Source organism: Pseudomonas sp. S9 (genome assembly GCF_000222125.1).
GTDB lineage: Bacteria > Pseudomonadota > Gammaproteobacteria > Pseudomonadales > Pseudomonadaceae > Aquipseudomonas > Aquipseudomonas segetis.
In genome coordinates this window covers 315,360-332,808 of sequence record NZ_AFFX01000005.1, presented here as the reverse complement: position 1 = coordinate 332,808, position 17,449 = coordinate 315,360, and the positions used below count along the sequence as shown (strand labels likewise).

At 57.4% G+C, this 17,449-nt stretch carries 14 protein-coding genes and 1 pseudogene; 7 read left to right on the top strand and 8 right to left on the bottom strand.

Annotation, left to right across the window (positions count from 1 at the left end; translation table 11 throughout):
* Positions 1 to 14: 14 nt before the first annotated feature.
* From dnaJ to grpE, 3 genes are all read right to left on the bottom strand, one after another.
* Positions 15 to 1,157, bottom strand: coding sequence for a molecular chaperone DnaJ (gene dnaJ / locus PSES9_RS0112910; RefSeq protein ID WP_010487537.1), 1,143 nt, complete (start codon positions 1,155 to 1,157; stop codon positions 15 to 17).
* Positions 1,158 to 1,362: 205 nt separating this feature from the next.
* On the bottom strand, positions 1,363 to 3,279 hold the full coding sequence (gene dnaK / locus PSES9_RS0112905; protein WP_010487536.1) for a molecular chaperone DnaK: 1,917 nt from the start codon (positions 3,277 to 3,279) through the stop codon (positions 1,363 to 1,365).
* Positions 3,280 to 3,378: 99 nt separating this feature from the next.
* On the bottom strand, positions 3,379 to 3,948 hold the full coding sequence (gene grpE / locus PSES9_RS0112900; protein ID WP_010487535.1) for a nucleotide exchange factor GrpE: 570 nt from the start codon (positions 3,946 to 3,948) through the stop codon (positions 3,379 to 3,381).
* Between the two features lie 194 nt (positions 3,949 to 4,142).
* On the opposite strand from grpE, the gene recN reads away from it, so the two are divergent.
* Positions 4,143 to 5,816, top strand: a complete 1,674-nt coding sequence (gene recN, locus PSES9_RS0112895; protein WP_010487534.1) for a DNA repair protein RecN — start codon at positions 4,143 to 4,145, stop codon at positions 5,814 to 5,816.
* 106 nt (positions 5,817 to 5,922) lie between these two features.
* Here recN and fur read toward each other — a convergent pair.
* Positions 5,923 to 6,326: pseudogene (fur, locus tag PSES9_RS23525) on the bottom strand (ferric iron uptake transcriptional regulator).
* 97 nt (positions 6,327 to 6,423) lie between these two features.
* On the opposite strand from fur, the gene PSES9_RS0112885 reads away from it, so the two are divergent.
* On the top strand, positions 6,424 to 6,963 hold the full coding sequence (locus PSES9_RS0112885) for an outer membrane protein assembly factor BamE (protein ID WP_010487533.1): 540 nt from the start codon (positions 6,424 to 6,426) through the stop codon (positions 6,961 to 6,963).
* Positions 6,964 to 7,090: 127 nt separating this feature from the next.
* Here PSES9_RS0112885 and PSES9_RS0112880 read toward each other — a convergent pair whose 3' ends face one another.
* The 3 genes from PSES9_RS0112880 to PSES9_RS0112870 are packed head-to-tail and all read right to left on the bottom strand — an operon-like array spanning position 7,091 to position 9,283.
* Positions 7,091 to 7,402: an RnfH family protein gene (locus tag PSES9_RS0112880; protein WP_010487532.1), complete on the bottom strand. Its 312-nt coding sequence runs from the start codon at positions 7,400 to 7,402 to the stop codon at positions 7,091 to 7,093.
* Positions 7,403 to 7,410: 8 nt separating this feature from the next.
* Complete coding sequence (locus PSES9_RS0112875; RefSeq protein WP_010487531.1) at positions 7,411 to 7,845, bottom strand: type II toxin-antitoxin system RatA family toxin; 435 nt, start codon at positions 7,843 to 7,845, stop codon at positions 7,411 to 7,413.
* A gap of 34 nt (positions 7,846 to 7,879) precedes the next feature.
* Entirely contained in the window at positions 7,880 to 9,283 is a 1,404-nt protein-coding gene (locus PSES9_RS0112870) for a sodium-dependent transporter (protein ID WP_010487530.1), read from the bottom strand.
* A gap of 181 nt (positions 9,284 to 9,464) precedes the next feature.
* On the opposite strand from PSES9_RS0112870, the gene smpB reads away from it, so the two are divergent.
* Complete coding sequence (smpB, locus tag PSES9_RS0112865; RefSeq protein WP_010487528.1) at positions 9,465 to 9,944, top strand: SsrA-binding protein SmpB; 480 nt, start codon at positions 9,465 to 9,467, stop codon at positions 9,942 to 9,944.
* A 44-nt stretch (positions 9,945 to 9,988) separates the two neighbouring features.
* On the opposite strand, the gene PSES9_RS0112860 is transcribed toward smpB, so the two are convergent.
* Positions 9,989 to 10,762, bottom strand: coding sequence for an FCD domain-containing protein (locus PSES9_RS0112860; RefSeq protein ID WP_010487525.1), 774 nt, complete (start codon positions 10,760 to 10,762; stop codon positions 9,989 to 9,991).
* A 296-nt stretch (positions 10,763 to 11,058) separates the two neighbouring features.
* Between PSES9_RS0112860 and PSES9_RS0112855 the strand changes: the two genes are divergently transcribed.
* The 4 genes from PSES9_RS0112855 to PSES9_RS0112840 all read left to right on the top strand — a co-directional run bounded on the left by PSES9_RS0112855 (position 11,059) and on the right by PSES9_RS0112840 (position 17,425).
* Entirely contained in the window at positions 11,059 to 12,756 is a 1,698-nt protein-coding gene (locus tag PSES9_RS0112855) for an L-lactate permease (protein ID WP_010487523.1), read from the top strand.
* Between the two features lie 150 nt (positions 12,757 to 12,906).
* Positions 12,907 to 14,052 (top strand): FMN-dependent L-lactate dehydrogenase LldD, encoded by a 1,146-nt coding sequence (gene lldD / locus PSES9_RS0112850; protein ID WP_010487521.1) that lies wholly within the window; start codon positions 12,907 to 12,909, stop codon positions 14,050 to 14,052.
* Between the two features lie 79 nt (positions 14,053 to 14,131).
* Positions 14,132 to 16,942: an FAD-binding and (Fe-S)-binding domain-containing protein gene (locus tag PSES9_RS0112845; protein WP_010487519.1), complete on the top strand. Its 2,811-nt coding sequence runs from the start codon at positions 14,132 to 14,134 to the stop codon at positions 16,940 to 16,942.
* Positions 16,943 to 17,149: 207 nt separating this feature from the next.
* Entirely contained in the window at positions 17,150 to 17,425 is a 276-nt protein-coding gene (locus PSES9_RS0112840) for a hypothetical protein (RefSeq protein ID WP_010487516.1), read from the top strand.
* Positions 17,426 to 17,449: the final 24 nt, after the last annotated feature.

The following is a 17,449-nucleotide window of genomic DNA, read 5'->3' as shown; positions in this document are numbered from 1 at the left end:
TACCAGCGACAGAGTTACAGGTCGCCAAAGAAACGCTTAACACCCTCAAACCAGCCATTGGCCTTGGGGGAGTGCGACCTGTCCCCGTCTATCGACTTGCGGAACTCCTCAAGCAGCTCACGCTGACGGCGATCCAGGTGCACCGGTGTCTCAACCGCGACACGGCACATCAAGTCACCAGCGCCACCGCCACGTACCGGGGCAACGCCCTTGCCGCGCAGGCGGAACAACTTACCGGTCTGGGTGCCTTCAGGAATCTTCAGCTTGACCCGACCATCCAGCGTCGGCACTTCAAGCTCACCACCCAAGGCCGCATCAGCAAAGCTGATTGGCACTTCACAATACAAATGCTTGCCATCACGCTGGAAAATCGCGTGCTCGCGCACATTCACCACAACGTACAGGTCACCTGCCGGACCACCCATCGCGCCCGCTTCGCCCTCGCCCGAGAGCCGGATACGATCGCCAGTATCAACACCCGCCGGAACCTTGACCGACAAGGTCTTGTGCTCTTCGACACGGCCCTGGCCATGACAAGAATCACATGGATCAGTAATCATCTTGCCGCTGCCGTTACAGCGCGGACAGGTTTGCTGCACCGAGAAGAAGCCCTGCTGCATGCGCACCTGGCCGATACCGCCACAGGTGGTACAGGTCACAGGCGTCGTGCCCTTCTTCGCGCCGGAGCCATCGCAAGTCTTGCAGTTTGCCAGCGTCGGCACGCGAATGGTCACGGTAGTGCCGCGCACGGCTTCTTCAAGATCCAGCTCAAGGGTGTAGCGCAAATCGCTGCCGCGCTGTGCACCACCACGCCCCCGGCCGCCAGCTCCCGCCGCACCGCCGAAGAAGTCGCTGAATACATCACCGAAAATATCGGAGAAGTTGGCACCGCCAAAGCCTGCACCACCAGCACCAGCGCCCCCCATGCTTGGATCAACACCGGCATGGCCGTACTGATCGTAAGCGGCGCGCTTGCTCGAATCGGACAGGACTTCGTAAGCCTCGTTGGCTTCCTTGAACTTTTCTTCCGAGACTTTATCGTCAGGATTACGGTCCGGGTGATGCTTCATCGCCAGGCGTCGGTAAGCTTTCTTCAGCTCAGCTTCGCTGGCGCCGCGCTCAACACCGAGCACCTCGTAATAGTCACGTTTAGACATAAATCCTCAACACCTCGAACAAATCGTTAAAAAGCTATCGCACCTGCGTCTCTGATTAACGCCTTGCAAATCATTCCCTCCAGACACGCCAACGCGGGAGCAAGCTCCCGCGCGGCGGATCATACAGGTTGTGACTCACGCCACAACCGGCTGGAGCCTTAACGCATCGTTGAAACCACCAAGGATGCGCCTAGCAAGCTTGCGCTTACTTGTTGTCTTTAACTTCTTCAAACTCAGCATCAACAACGTCATCGGCAGCGCCTTGATCATTGCCTTCTGGCTGGGCTTCAGCACCAGGCTGTGGCTGCTCGGCATACATCTTCTGCGCCAGTGGTGCAGTCGCTTCCGAGAGTGCCGCCACCTTGGCGTCGATCTCTTCCTTGCTGTCGCCTTTGACTGCAACTTCGAGTTCGCCAATGGCTTTCTCGATAGTCGCTTTTTCTTCCTCGGTGGCCTTGTCGCCAGCCTCGGTGATCATTTTGCGGGTTGCGTGAACCAGTTGGTCGCCCTGGTTACGTGCAGTGGCCAACTCTTCAAACTTGCGATCTTCCTCGGCATTGGCTTCGGCATCACGCACCATTTGCTCGATTTCTTCCTCGGACAGACCCGAGTTAGCCTTGATCACGATCGACTGAGTCTTGCCAGTCGCCTTGTCTTTGGCGCCTACGTGCAGGATACCGTTGGCATCGATGTCGAAGGTTACTTCGATCTGCGGCACGCCACGTGGAGCTGGTGGAATCTCGGCCAGATCGAACTTGCCCAGCGACTTGTTCTGCGAAGCTTGCTTGCGCTCGCCCTGCAGCACGTGAATAGTCACCGCGCTCTGGTTGTCATCAGCAGTCGAGAACACTTGCGATTTCTTGGTCGGAATCGTGGTGTTTTTCTCGATCAAGGCAGTCATCACACCGCCCATGGTTTCGATACCCAGGGTCAGAGGCGATACGTCGAGCAGCAGCACGTCCTTGACGTCGCCAGCCAGAACCGCACCCTGAATTGCCGCGCCCATGGCAACAGCTTCGTCCGGGTTGACGTCCTTGCGCGCTTCTTTACCGAAGAAGTCAGTTACCAACTTCTGTACCAACGGCATGCGAGTCTGGCCACCGACCAGGATCACGTCGTTGATCGCACCGACATCAACGCCTGCGTCTTTCAACGCCATGCGGCAAGGTTCGATGGTGCGCTGAACAAGGTCTTCAACCAGCGACTCGAGCTTGGAGCGCGAGATCTTCACGTTCAAGTGCTTAGGACCGGACGCATCTGCGGTGATGTACGGCAGGTTTACGTCAGTCTGCTGGCTCGAGGACAGCTCGATCTTGGCCTTCTCGGCAGCTTCCTTCAGGCGCTGCATGGCCAGCGGATCACCTTTGAGGTTCATGCCGCTTTCTTTCTTGAATTCGTCGACGAGGTAGTCGATCAAACGAATATCGAAGTCCTCACCACCGAGGAAGGTGTCGCCGTTGGTCGCCAACACTTCGAACTGGTGCTCGCCATCAACCTCGGCAATTTCGATAACCGAAACGTCGAACGTACCACCACCCAAGTCATAAACGATGACAGTGTGGTCGCCCTTGGCCTTGTCCATACCGTAGGCCAGAGCGGCTGCGGTTGGTTCGTTGATGATGCGCTTGACGTCCAGACCCGCAATACGGCCGGCATCTTTGGTCGCCTGGCGCTGGCTGTCGTTGAAGTAGGCCGGAACAGTGATCACGGCTTCAGTGACCGCTTCACCCAGATAGTCTTCGGCAGTCTTCTTCATCTTTTTCAAGATTTCAGCCGAGATCTGTGGCGGCGCCATTTTCTGGTCGTTTACTTCAACCCAGGCGTCCGCATTGTCAGCTTTGACAATTTTGTACGGCACCATCTGGATATCTTTCTGTACAACTTCTTCGTCAAAACGACGACCAATCAAACGCTTGACCGCGTACAGGGTGTTGTGCGGATTGGTCACTGCTTGACGCTTGGCCGACTGGCCCACCAGGATTTCGCCATCGTTTGCATAAGCAATGATCGATGGAGTGGTACGCGCGCCTTCGGCGTTTTCAATAACTTTAGCTTTGCCGTTTTCAAGAACGGAGACGCAGGAGTTGGTTGTCCCCAGGTCAATACCGATAATTTTACCCATGTTTACTCTCCCGAAACTTTGATAATTGCGCACTGGCTCTAAGACAGTTGCGCTAGCACTAAAACGCTTGGTTGTTTAATGGGGGCTTAAAAAATAATTTCAAGCCTTTTCATCGATTGATGGTGTCGGAGCGGCGGGCGCCTTGCTCACTACAACCATCGCTGGACGCAACAAACGACCGTGCAACTGGTAACCCTTCTGGAACACCTGGATCACACTGTTTGGCTCCAGGGTCTCGCTTTCCTGCATCGCCATTGCCTGGTGCAACTCCGGGTTGAACGGCTGGCCATGCGGATCAATCGCTTCCAACTGGTAGCGCGACAGCGTGTCACGGAACAACTTGAGGGTTAACTCCATGCCTTCACGCACTGCCTTGATCGCCTCATCGTCCGGGCTCGACAGCTCAAGGCCGCGTTCCAGACTGTCGACAACCGGTAGCAGGTCGTTGGCAAACTTCTCCAAGGCAAACTTGTGTGCCTTCTCAACATCCTGATCTGCACGACGGCGTACGTTTTGCAAATCAGCAGCCATGCGCAGCGATTGATCCTGCGCAGTAGCCAACTGCTCTTCCAGCGTTTGCACGCGAGCAGCCAACTCATCACCCGGCGTGGCATCCACTGCTGCTTCTGCCTCGGGAATCTGCGTATCCAGGGTCTGTTCGTCAGCCATGCCTCATTTCTCCTCTAAATAACCGGCGTAAGTCTTAATTCACGCTTCTGCCCCTTATATGGGGGCGGTTTTTACTGCTTCAAGGGCAAAACGCCCGCAAATACCAAGATTAAACACAGGCCGCACAAGGATATTGCCAGCAGCGAAAAAACTACTGTATAAATAACCATATCAAACACCTCGGAGACCTCACCATGCTGGTGCACCTGTCCGTACACAATTACGCAATCGTTGAACATCTCGATCTAGAGCTGGAGCGCGGCATGAGCGTAATCAGCGGCGAGACAGGTGCAGGCAAGTCGATCATGCTCGACGCACTCGGCCTGACCCTGGGCGACCGTGCAGACAGCGGCGTCGTGCGTCCCGGCGCAGACAAGGCCGACATACTCGCCAGCTTCGACCTTGATGATATCCCCGAGGCCCGCGCCTGGCTGGCAGAGCGCGACCTGGACAATGACGGCCCCTGCATTTTACGCCGGGTGATCACCGCAGAAGGCCGCTCACGTGGCTACATCAATGGATCACCCTGCCCCCAGGCCGACCTGAAGGCCCTTCGGGAGCTACTGATTGATATTCACAGCCAACACGAACATCAATCACTGCTCAAGGCTGAAACCCATCGCCGCCTGCTCGATGAGTTTGCCGGCAGCCAGGAACTGGCTCGCCAGGTATCACTGGCAGCGCAACGCTGGAAACAAACCCGGAACGAGCTGGAACGCATTTCCAGCATCGGCGATGAACAACGCGCGCGCCACCAGTTGCTCAGCTACCAACTCGAAGAACTGGACAACCTGGGCCTGGTCGACAACGAACTGGAGCAGCTTGAGCAGGAGCACAAGAACCTGACCAACGCCGAAAGCCTGCTCAGCGCCTGCCGCCAGGTATTGGAGCTTTGCAGCGAGAGCGACGCAGGCAACGTACTGTCAGCCCTCACAGGCAGCCTCAACCGCCTGAGCAGTTTTCAGGGCCAGCCCGGGGCACTGACAGAAGCCAGTAATATGCTCGCCAATGCCCAGATTCAAGTCGAAGAAGCCGTTGGCGAACTCAATCGCTTTATTGATCATTTCGATGCCGACCCGGAGCGCCTGCAAACCCTTGAAGAACGCCTCGATGCTATCTATACACTGGCGCGCAAACACCGGATCCAGCCCGACCAGCTGCCGCACATGCAGCAACAGCTGTTCGATGAAATCGAAACCCTCAACGCCGACGACCAGGCAGCAGAGCGCCTGAGCGAGGAACTCAGCGCATTCGAGCGCCATTATCAGGAAAAAGCCGCAGAGCTCAGCCGCCTGCGCAACAAAGGTGCCGACAAGCTCGGCAAGGCGGTCCAAAAGGAAATGCAAACCCTGGGCATGCCCGGTGGACGCTTTAGCATCCAGCTGCATGCCAGCAGCAGCCCCGAACCGCAGGTCAACGGTTTGGAGCAGGTTGAGTTTCTGGTCAGCGCCAACCCGGGCCAGCCACTCAAGGCCCTGGCCAAAGTAGCTTCGGGCGGCGAGCTGTCCCGTATCAGCCTGGCCATCCAGGTCATCACCGCGCAAACGTCACGGGTACCAACCCTGGTATTCGACGAAGTTGACGTGGGCATTGGCGGCCCGACTGCAGAGGTCGTCGGTCAGTTACTGCGCCGCCTGGGCGATCGCGGGCAAGTTCTGACCGTCACCCACCTGCCACAGGTTGCGGCGCAGGGGCACCAGCACCTGTTCGTGCACAAGGCGCGTGGCAATGACGCCACTCGCACAGCAGTGAGCAAATTGAGCAACGATCAACGTGTTGAAGAGATCGCCCGGATGCTTGGCGGCGTCGACCTGACCGATAAATCCATCGCCCACGCCCGAAAAATGGTCAGCAGCGCCCAAGCCTGAGTGCACTCAGTCCATAAAAAAGGCGACCAACGGGTCGCCTTTTTTGCATCACGACGCGAACAAATCGCGCCAGGCAAGGAGCTTCAGGGTTGCCCCGGAAGATCTATCAACGTTTTTTACGTACGTAGAGCACTAGATTGTGGTCTACGAGCTCAAAGCCATGCTCGCTTACAATTTCTTTTTGACGCTTTTCAATCTCGGAGTCGACAAACTCGATCACCTCGCCAGAATCCACACAAACCATATGGTCATGGTGGCCGCCATCGGCTAGTTCAAACAATGCATGGCCGCCATCGAAGTTATGACGATCAACCAGGCCTGCGGCCTCAAATTGCGTCAACACCCGGTAACAGTGGCCAAACCAAAGTCCTCACCCGCCTCCATCAGCGATTTGTAGACATCCTCTGCACTCATGTGGCGCTGACCTGCAGAATCCAGCATTTGCAGGATTTTCACCCGTGGTAGGGTTACTTTCAGGCCAACCTTGCGTAGTTCGTTATTTTCAACCATGGTCTGCTTTCTCGAGGAAGCGGTTTCGCAGCTTCCCTTATTACGGGTATGATCGGGGTTTACGTTGCCCAGCCAAGATAGTGGAAGTCACGCACCGATGCAAAAAAACAAGCTCCTGCTGACCAGCCTCACCTTTACGGGGCTCATCGCACTCGCCGGTTGTTCATTCCCCGGGGTTTATAAAATCGACATTCAACAGGGCAATGTCGTCACACAAGACATGATAGACCAGTTGCGCCCAGGAATGACCCGCAAACAAGTGCGGTTTATCATGGGCAACCCGCTGATCACAGATACCTTCCATGCAAATCGCTGGGATTACCTGTACAGCATGCAACCGGGTGGTCGTCAGCGTTTGCAAGAACGCGTGAGTCTGATGTTTGACGACAACGACCAGCTTATAGGCTTAGCCGGCGACTTTATGCCAGGCGTCAGCCGTGACCAGGAAATCATGGGCGACGAGCCTGCGACTACAGTCACGCCTGCTGACGGCAGAGAAGAGCAGCCGCAAAAGGACACGCCGCAAGTTGACGAAGCGCCACCGGCACCTGGCTCGCTCCTGGAGCAGATCCAGAATGACGTCGACAGTGCGGAGCCTGCTGCCGTGCCGACACCTGAGCCACTGGATACCGAATAAGGGTCTCCAGCTGCCAGCAATAAAAAAACCGGTGAAAACCGGTTTTTTTTATTGCTGGGCACACAGGCAAGACTTTTATCATCTCCCCAGGGGCCTGCGTGTCGAGCGCTGACAGGTGATGCCGTACCTAGTCCTTGGTCTTGGCCTTGGCTGCTTTGGCGGCACGCTGCTTGCGCACCTCCTTGGGGTCGGCAATAAGCGGGCGGTAGATTTCAACTCGCTCCCCCTCCTCCATCACACGCTCTTCAGGCTTGGCCACGGCCTTGCCAAAGATACCCAATGGGCTATTGGCTAGATCGAGGCCCGGAAAATGCGCCTGCATACCCGACATCTCCGCTGCCTGGCGCATGGTGGTGCCGTACGGCAGGCTCAATCTCAGCAGCTTTTGCTTATCAGCCAGGGCATACACCACTTCGACCGCAATGGTTTTGCTATCCATGGGACGGATTATCCATATAAGTTCTTGGCCCGCTGGCAGAATGCATCGACCAGGGTGTTGGCGGCCTGGTTGAACAGCGGTCCAAGGGTTGCGCGGACAATGGAGCCCGCGTAGTCAAAGGTCAGATCAAGACTGATTTTACAAGCCTTGTCGCCCAGAGCCTTGAACTCCCAACGTCCATGAAAATGGTTGAACGGGCCATCTTCAAGGTTCAACTCGATCGACTGCCCCGGGATCAGGGTATTGCGCGTGACAAAGCGCTGGCTGAAGCCGGCCTTGGCCACTTCAAGACTGGCGACCATCAGCTCGTCGGTGACTTCAAGTACCTCACTGGCGGAGCACCAGGGCAGGAACTCTGGGTAGCTCGCCACGTCATTGACCAAGTCGTACAGCGCCTCTGCCGGATAAGGCAACAGCGCCGAACGTTGAATATGCGTACTCATAAATCTGCGACTTCATGCAACACGAACATAATTCTCACTTAGTCAGTTCAGCAACAAACACAATCAAAACACCAATAGGTGCCACGACGCGAATCAACCACAAGGCCATGTTGAACAGCAGCGGGCTTTTGATCGATAACTCATCGCGCACCGAGTCGCGAGTCATGACCCAGCCTGCAAACATGGCGAACGCCAGGCCACCGATGGGCAGCAAGATACGGCTGGTCAGGTAATCGATGCCCTCGAAGAAGTTCTTGCCACCTTCTGCGCCCAACTGGAACAGGTGGAAGCCGTCATTGGCAAATACAAAGAACTTGGCATCGGCGCCGATATTGAACGATAGCACTGTCCCCATGCCCACAACCCAGCAGAACACAGCCAGCATGCTGGTCACCGCCGTGCGACTGCGCCCGGTACGCTCGACAAAGTAGGCAACTGCCGGCTCGAGCATGGAAATAGACGAACTCCAGGCAGCCAGGGCGACCAATACAAAAAACACCAGACCCATGACCTGTCCGAACGCCACATTGCCAAAGGCAATCGGCAAAGTGACGAACATCAGCCCCGGCCCACCACCCGGCTCAAGCCCGGCGGCAAACACTATAGGGAAAAGCGCCAGGCCAGCGGTGAGCGCGACCAGGGTATCAAGCAACCCGACCGTGAGCACCGTTGCCCCAATCGAAGACTTTTTCGGCATGTACGAGCCGTACACCATGATCGAACCCACACCCACGCTGAGCGTGAAGAAGGCATGCCCCATCGCGGCAAGAATCCCGCCCTGGACCTTGCTGGGATCAAAGTGAAACAGGAAGTGGAAGCCTTGCATGAAATGCCCGGTGGTAAAGCTGTAGCCGAGCAGGATCAGCAGCAATACAAACAGCATAGGCATCATGATCCGCAAGCTGCGCTCAAGCCCGGCCACAACGACCTTGGCGATGACAAAGACAGTCCCGAGCATAAACAGCGTATGCCACAGCGCCAGCCGCCACGGTTTATCCGTCAGGCCGCCAAAAGCAGCGCCAGCCCCCTCAGCGCTGATGCCGGAGAAATTACCCTGCCCCATGCCAATAATGTAATCCAGCGACCAGCCTGCAACCACGCTGTAGAACGACAGGATCAGTAGCGCCGCAACCATGCCGATCACCGCTGCGACTGACCAATAACGCGAACCGCCAGACTCTTTGGCCAGGCTGCGCATGGAATTGACCGGGCTTTGCCGGCCACGACGACCGATCAGGGTTTCAGCCAGCATGATTGGCAGTCCAACCAGGGCGATGCACACCAGATACATGGCCACAAAGGCACCGCCACCGTAAAGGCCGGTCATGTAGGGGAATTTCCAGATATTGCCCAATCCAACCGCCGACCCGGTGGCGGCCAGAATAAACACCCAGCGGCTGGCCCAGGCGCCGTGAATCGAGACTTTATCGTTTGCCATGTGCGGCTAGCCTGTTGTGCGGATTAAAAAAGATCGCGCATTGTCCGAGATAACGCGGGGCGGCTCAAGCTCACATGGCACGCGCGCCGAGGAATGGATGCAATGCGAGACAATCAATTAATCAATTGTCATGCATCAGCAGATAGCGCGAGCGCGTGTGACTCCCTATAATGCGCCGCCTATGGCTAAACAAAAGAAACAGAGCGAAAACACCATCGCGCTTAACAAAAAAGCGCTGCATGACTATTTCATCGAAACCAAGTTCGAAGCCGGGCTCGCGCTCGCTGGCTGGGAAGTGAAAAGCATGCGTGCCGGCAAAGCCCAGTTGACCGACAGCTATGTGCTGTTGAAAAACGATGAAGCTTGGCTGATGGGTTGCCACATCACCCCGCTGACCACTGCAAGCACCCATGTGATTGCAGACCCGACACGCACCCGCAAGCTATTGCTCAACAAGCGCGAGCTGGAGAAGCTGTTCGGCGCGGTCAACCAGAAGGGCTATACCTGCGTTGCCTTGTCGATCCAGTGGAAGGCCCACCTGGTCAAGTGCACCATTGCGCTGGTGAAGGGCAAGAAAGACTTCGACAAGCGGCACACCGAGAAAGCACGTGATGCCGACCGTGAAGTTCAGCGCGCCATGCGCACCAAGGGCAAAGAGTAAAACGCGGCTCTCAATGACCGCGACTTGCCCGGCTCGGCGCCGGTCTAGGGATGGCGCGTCGAACGGCGCTGCGCCCTGGCCTCGCGCTGAACTTGCTGCTGCACCTCGGCAAGGACTTCCTGCACGTAATCAATGTGCTGATTGGACAACGCCCGCGCCTCATCCGCACGCCCGCCAATAATCGCCTCATACAACGCCCGGTGCTGGTTGATCAGCATGTCCCGGGTTTCGCTGCGCTGCTCATACATTCCGCCGATATTGGTCACAACGTTGCGCTTGAGCAAATCAAACAGGCCACGAATGGTATGCAGCAGCACCGCATTGTGACTGGCTTCGGCGATAGCCAGGTGAAACTGCGCATCGGCAGCCCCCTCTTCGGCCCGGGTCACCTTGCCACTGCGGTTATAGCAATCCTGTAGAGCATCGAAGGCACTCTTCAAGCGTTCAAGGTCGAGTTCGGTCGCACGTAGCGCGGCGTAATAGGCACAGGAACCTTCCAGGGTATGGCGAAACTCAAGCAGGTCGCGCTGCGCCTCGGGATTGCTCTCCATCAGCAGCAGCAATGGATCACTGAAGGTCGAGCCCAGTGTTTGCGCCACATAGTTACCGCCGCCTTGACGACTGACCAGCAACCCCTTGGCAACCAGCTTCTGGATAGCCTCACGCAGGGACGGCCGCGAGACACCGAACCGCTCGGCCAGCACGCGCTCAGCCGGAAGACGCTCGCCAACCTTCAGCGATCCTTCAAGAATCATGGTTTCCAGTTGCGCCACGATGTCGTCGCTGAGGCCACGCTGGCGCAAAGGCCCAACTTCCATAACTAACCCTCAATGGTTTGACCATTCGTCACTTGGAGCAGTGCGAAGAAACAAGCCTATATCCTGGCCCACAGCCGCACAACAGCAGGCCATCCGACCAAAGTCTTAATCTCGCGGTTTGACAGCCAAGCCCACTACTTTTAACCTGAGCGCTACATTTTGTAAATTGGTATTACCAATTTATCGAATTTTTAATAACAATAACTTTTGAGGTTCGCCATGTTTTGCTGCTGTAAACAGCCAGCTTCGCTCGCACCTCCATGTCACACCTACGCGCTACTGAGCGGAGATTACAGATGACTTCCGGTGTACTCGCTTTACTCGCTTTCTCGCCTATTTTGCTCGCTGCCATTTTGCTGATAGGCCTGCGCTGGCCAGCTAAACGGGCCATGCCTTTGGTTTACCTGCTGACTGCCGCGGTCGGTTTGCTGGCCTGGGACATGAGCTTCACCCGCATCCTGGCCTCAACCCTGCAAGGCCTGCTGATCACTCTTGGCCTGCTGTGGATCATCTTCGGCGCGATCTTGCTGCTCAACACACTCAAGCATTCTGGCGGCATCACCGCGATCCGCGCCGGGTTTGCCACCGTCAGTCCCGACCGCCGCATTCAGGCGATCATCATCGCCTGGCTGTTTGGCTGCTTTATCGAAGGCGCATCAGGCTTTGGCACGCCGGCGGCGATTGCCGCGCCACTGCTGGTTGCCATTGGTTTCCCAGCCATGGCCGCTGTGCTGATGGGCATGCTGGTGCAAAGCACACCCGTGTCATTCGGTGCCGTCGGCACGCCGATTATTGTCGTTGTCAGCACCGGGTTGGACAGCCATGCGATTGGCGCACAACTGCTGGAGCAAGGCTCATCCTGGGCGCAGTTCCTGCAGTTGATCACCAGCGAAGTGGCAATCATCCATGCCATTGTCGGCACTGTGATGCCGCTCTTTATGGCGATGATGCTGACCCGCTTCTTCGGTCGGGAAAAAAGCTGGAAAGCCGGCTTGGAAGTACTGCCGTTTGCGATTTTCGCCGGCCTGGCCTTCACCATCCCCTACGCCTTGACCGGTGTATTCCTCGGCCCTGAATTCCCATCGCTGATTGGTGGCCTTACCGGCTTGGCGATTGTTACCAGCGCTGCGCGCATGGGTTTTCTGGTGCCGAAAACAAGCTGGGATTTTGCCCCGGCCAAAGACTGGCCTGCCGAGTGGATCGGCACGGTCGAAATGAAACTTGATGAACTGGCCAGAAAGCCAATGAGCTCGCTGCGCGCTTGGTTGCCTTATGTGCTGGTTGGCGTATTGCTGGTGATCAGCCGCATATTCCCCGAGGTTGGCAACGCGCTTAAGGCCGTGGTGATCAACTTCCCGGACTTGCTGGGCGAAGCCGGCGTCAGCGCTAACTTCCAGCCACTGTACCTGCCGGGCGGAATCCTGGTTACCGTGGTATTGGCAACCTTCTTCCTGCACGGCATGAAAGTACGCGAACTGACGGCTGCGGTAAAAGAGTCCAGCTCGGTATTGCTCAGCGCGGGTTTTGTCCTGCTGTTCACAGTGCCAATGGTGCGTATCCTCATCAACTCCGGGGTTAACGGCGCGGAACTGGGCAGCATGCCAATCGTCATGGCGCGCTGGGTGGCAGATAGCGTTGGCGGGATTTACCCATTGCTCGCACCAAGCATCGGCGCCCTGGGCGCATTTATTGCTGGCTCCAACACCGTCAGCAATATGATGTTCAGCCAGTTCCAGTTTGGCGTGGCCAGCAGCCTTGGTTTTTCCAGCGCATTGATTGTTGCCGTGCAAGCCATAGGCGCCGCCGCCGGTAACATGGTGGCTATCCATAACGTCGTGGCGGCATCGGCTACCGTTGGCCTGCTCGGCCGCGAAGGCAATACGCTGCGCAAAACCATCTGGCCTACGCTGTACTACGTGCTATTGACCGGCATCATTGCCATGATTGCCATCTATGGCCTGGGTATCAGTGATCCATTGTTGGCCACGCAGTAACAGTTGCCATGCGACATGCCCGGCATTTCCGGGCATGTCGCTGCCAGCAACCCCTATATTCCAGAGCGCGCGCAAGGCTGTGCACGCATCGTTGAGGACAGCGCCCGCCTGGCAAGCTCCTCATAATCAACATCACAGGGTGCTTTATTGATGATTATCTCTGCCTCTACTGATTACCGCGCTGCTGCCCAACGCAAGCTTCCACCATTTTTGTTCCACTACGCCGACGGCGGCGCTTACGCCGAGCACACGCTGCGCCGCAACGTTTCCGACCTGGCCGACATCGCCCTACGCCAACGGGTGCTGCGCAACATGTCCGAACTCAGCCTGGAAACCACGCTGTTCAATGAAACCCTGTCGATGCCCGTGGCGATAGCACCTGTCGGCCTGTGCGGTATGTTCGCCCGTCGCGGCGAGGTTCAAGCGGCGCGCGCGGCCGATGCCAAGGGCATTCCGTTTACCCTGTCGACCGTTTCGGTGTGCCCGATCGAGGAAGTCGCCCCGGCGATCAACCGCCCCATGTGGTTCCAGCTGTATGTATTGAAAGACCGCGGTTTCATGAAAAACGCCCTTGAGCGCGCCAAGGCCGCCGGGGTTACCACCCTGGTGTTTACCGTTGACATGCCAACTCCAGGCGCGCGCTACCGTGATGCCCACTCTGGCATGAGCGGCCCGAACGCAGCGGCACGGCGCATGTTGCAAGCTGTGACTCACCCCTCCTGGGCGCTCGATGTTGGCTTGCTTGGTCGCCCCCATGACCTGGGCAATATCTCGACCTACCGTGGCAACCCAACCGGGTTGGCCGACTATATCGGCTGGCTGGCGAACAACTTCGATCCATCGATCTCCTGGAAAGACTTGGAGTGGATTCGTGATTTCTGGGACGGCCCGATGATCATCAAGGGCATCCTCGACCCGGAAGACGCCAAGGATGCGGTCAAGTTCGGCGCCGACGGCATCGTCGTCTCCAACCACGGCGGTCGCCAGCTCGATGGCGTGCTCTCCAGCGCCCGTGCGCTTCCAGCCATTGCCGACGCGGTCAAGGGCGACCTGAAAATCCTTGCCGACTCGGGCATCCGCAATGGCCTCGATGTAGTACGCATGGTCGCCCTGGGCGCAGATTGCGTAATGCTCGGCCGCGCCTTCCTTTATGCACTGTCGGTAGCGGGTGAAGCTGGCGTACGCAATCTGCTCGACCTGATCGAAAAAGAGATGCGCGTGGCAATGGTGCTCACTGGCGCTAAATCCATCAGCGAGATCAGTGCGGAATCACTGGTGCGTGAACTAGGCCGCTGAAACCTTATAAAAACCCGGCACTGGGGCTCATGCCAGCCCCAATGCCAGCGTTCAACTACCGATGACCCACGGAGCTCGCATGAGCCTGCCTGCTGCATTCCTGACTGAAGTTAAACGCCTGATTCCGACCGAGCGCCTGTTTGATGACCCGCTCTCGACACTGGCATTTGGCACGGACGCCAGTTTCTACCGCCTGGTTCCCAAGCTGGTGGTACGGGTCGAGTCAGAGGCAGAAGTCGTCGAGCTGTTGAAGTCTGCCGCCACGCATCAAGTGGCGGTGACGTTCCGTGCCGCAGGCACCAGCCTTTCCGGCCAGGCCCTTAGCGATTCGGTACTGATCGTATTGGGTGACAACTGGAACGCACGGGAAGTGCGTCAGCAAGGGGCGCAGATTCGCCTGCAGCCCGGCGTCATCGGCGCCCAGGCGAATATGGTCCTGGCGCCATTCCAGCGCAAGATCGGCCCAGACCCGGCCTCAATCAATGCCTGCAAGATCGGTGGCATAGTCGCCAACAACGCCAGCGGCATGTGCTGCGGTACGGCGCAAAATAGTTATCACACACTCGCCGGTATTCGCCTGGTATTGGCTGACGGCAGCGTGTTCGACAGCGAAGACCAGGCCAGTGTTGAGCGCTTTCAACAAAGCCATGCCGAGCTGCTTGCTCAACTTAAAGCGCTAGGCCAACAAACCCGGGCCAATACCGAGCTGGCGGCAAAGATCCGCCACAAGTATCGGCTGAAGAACACCACCGGCCTGTCACTCAACGCACTGGTCGACTTCGATCAGCCGCTCGATATCCTCAGCCACCTGATGGTCGGCTCCGAAGGCACCCTAGGCTTTATCAGTTCAGTCACTTACGACACGGTGCCGGATCATCCGCACAAAGCCAGCGCCTTGATCGTATTCCCGGATGTCGAGACCTGCTGCCGCGCGGTCACTGTCCTGAAAAACCAGCCGGTGTCCGCCGTCGAGCTGCTCGACCGCCGCAGCTTGCGCTCGGTCGAGAACCAAAAAGGCATGCCGGAGTGGGTCAAGGCGCTGTCCGCCAACGCCTGCGCATTATTGATTGAGGCGCGCGCCGCGGGCGAGAGCTTGCTGGCCGAGCAACTGAGCCAGATCAGCGCCTCCATCAGCCATTTCCCGGTGGAAAAACAGGTCGAGTTCAGCAGCGACCCACTGGTCTACAACCAGCTGTGGAAAATCCGCAAAGACACCTTCCCGGCCGTCGGCGCCGTACGCGAGACAGGCACCACTGTCATCATCGAGGACGTCACCTTTCCGGTCGAACAGCTTGCAGAAGGGGTTAATCGCCTGCTTGGGCTGTTCGACAAGCATGCCTACAGCGAAGCCATCATCTTTGGCCACGCACTCGAGGGCAACCTGCACTTCGTCTTCACCCAGGCATTTGATTCACCCGAGCAAGTGGCCCGCTACGAAGCCTTCATGCAAGACGTTGCCCAATTGGTGGCGGTGGAATTCGGCGGCTCGCTCAAGGCAGAACACGGCACCGGCCGCAACATGGCGCCGTTCGTTGAATTGGAATGGGGCCGCGATGCGCATCAATTGATGTGGCAAATCAAGCGCCTGCTCGACCCACAAGGCATCCTCAACCCGGATGTTGTGCTCAGCACCGACCCGCAGATTCACTTGAAGCCCCTCAAGCCATTACCGGCGGCCGATGAAAAAGTCCACAAGTGCATCGAGTGCGGTTTCTGCGAACCGGTTTGCCCCTCAAAAGGCCTGACCCTGAGCCCGCGCCAGCGCATTGTTATCTGGCGTGATATCCAGGCCAAAAAACGTGCAGGCCTCGATACCACGGCGCTTGAGCGGGACTATCACTATCAGGGCATCGACACCGCCGCAGCCACTGGCTTGTGCGCGCAGCGCTGCCCCGTAGGCATCAACACGGGCGACCTTGTGCGTAAGTTGCGCGCCGGAGAGGCCACACATGCCCGCACCGCCAATTGGCTTGCCGATCACTTCGAGACTGCACTCAATGGCACGCGAGCCACGTTGACACTGGCCAACGGTGTTCGCAAGCTTCTCGGAGCGCCACGCCTGCAAAGCCTCTCCACTCGCTTGAGCCATGTATCCAGGCAACGGATTCCACAATGGACGCCAGCCATGCCCCAAGCGGTACGCCCCAAACCCGTCCACCCCCCAGCCAATGACGCCCGCCCTCGCGTGGTCTACCTGGCTGCTTGCGTTTCACGCGCCATGGGTCCGGCATTCAGTGACAGCGAGCAAATGCCACTGATCGACAAGACCCGCAGCCTGCTGGAGAAAGCCGGCTATCAGGTTGTGTTCCCCGACGCCCAGGAAAACCTCTGCTGCGGCCAGCCTTTCGCCTCCAAAGGTTACCCTGAACAAGCCGATCGTAAACGAACTGAGCTGGTAAATGCATTGCTCGAAGCCAGCCGTGGTGGGCTTGATCCAAACTACTGCCACACCAGCCCCTGCACGCTACGCCTGATCCAGGACGGCATCGATCCACGGCTCAATCTGCATGACCCGGTGAAATTCATTCGCGAGCATTTGCTTGATCGCCTGGAAATAACCCCACAAGCCAAGCCCATTGCCTTGCACGTGACCTGCAGCACTCAACACCTGGGGGAGGCCCAGGGCTTGATCGACATTGCCAGGCGCTGCGCAACCCAGGTTGTCATTCCAGAAGGCATTCACTGCTGTGGCTTTGCCGGTGACAAGGGCTTTACGACACCGGAGCTCAACAGCCACTCGCTGCGTGACTTGAAAGACGCTGTGCAGATCTGCGATGAAGGCATTTCGACCAGCCGCACCTGCGAAATTGGCCTGAGCCATCATGCCGGAATTGACTATCACGGCCTGGTCTACCTGGTTGACCGGGTTTCCCGACCACGCTCGATTTAAGCCTTTGCCGCACACTTGCGACCACAAGTGTGCGGCTTTATGTGCTCAATCGTCGCCCCCGCAACCAAAGCCTGGCAATTGGAAAAATCTGAACTTTCGATCAGTGGACAGGGTCATTTTCAGTGAGCTCTTGAAAATTGGCTTGAGAATCTCCGTAGGCGTGACTGAGTCAGCTCACGGGATCAACCACTGAAAAGGATGACTATCATGAAACGTATTTCAGCTTTTGTTATTGCAGCCGCCCTGACAGCACCAGTATTTGCAGCAGATGACCTATGTGACGTTAACCTGCAAAAACTGACCGACAACTCAGCCGTTATCAGCACGCTGGGCTCCCCGCTGAAAGAGCAGGTCGAAGAGCATTTGAAAGCAGCCAAGGAAGCCCAGGCTGCTGGCGATTTGAAAGAATGCGGCAGCCATGCGGAACAAGTACTGCAGATGCTCAAAGGCCCCAATGGCGACACCAATACCGACGCAGGCTAAACACTGCGCCACGACAGGTGGCGG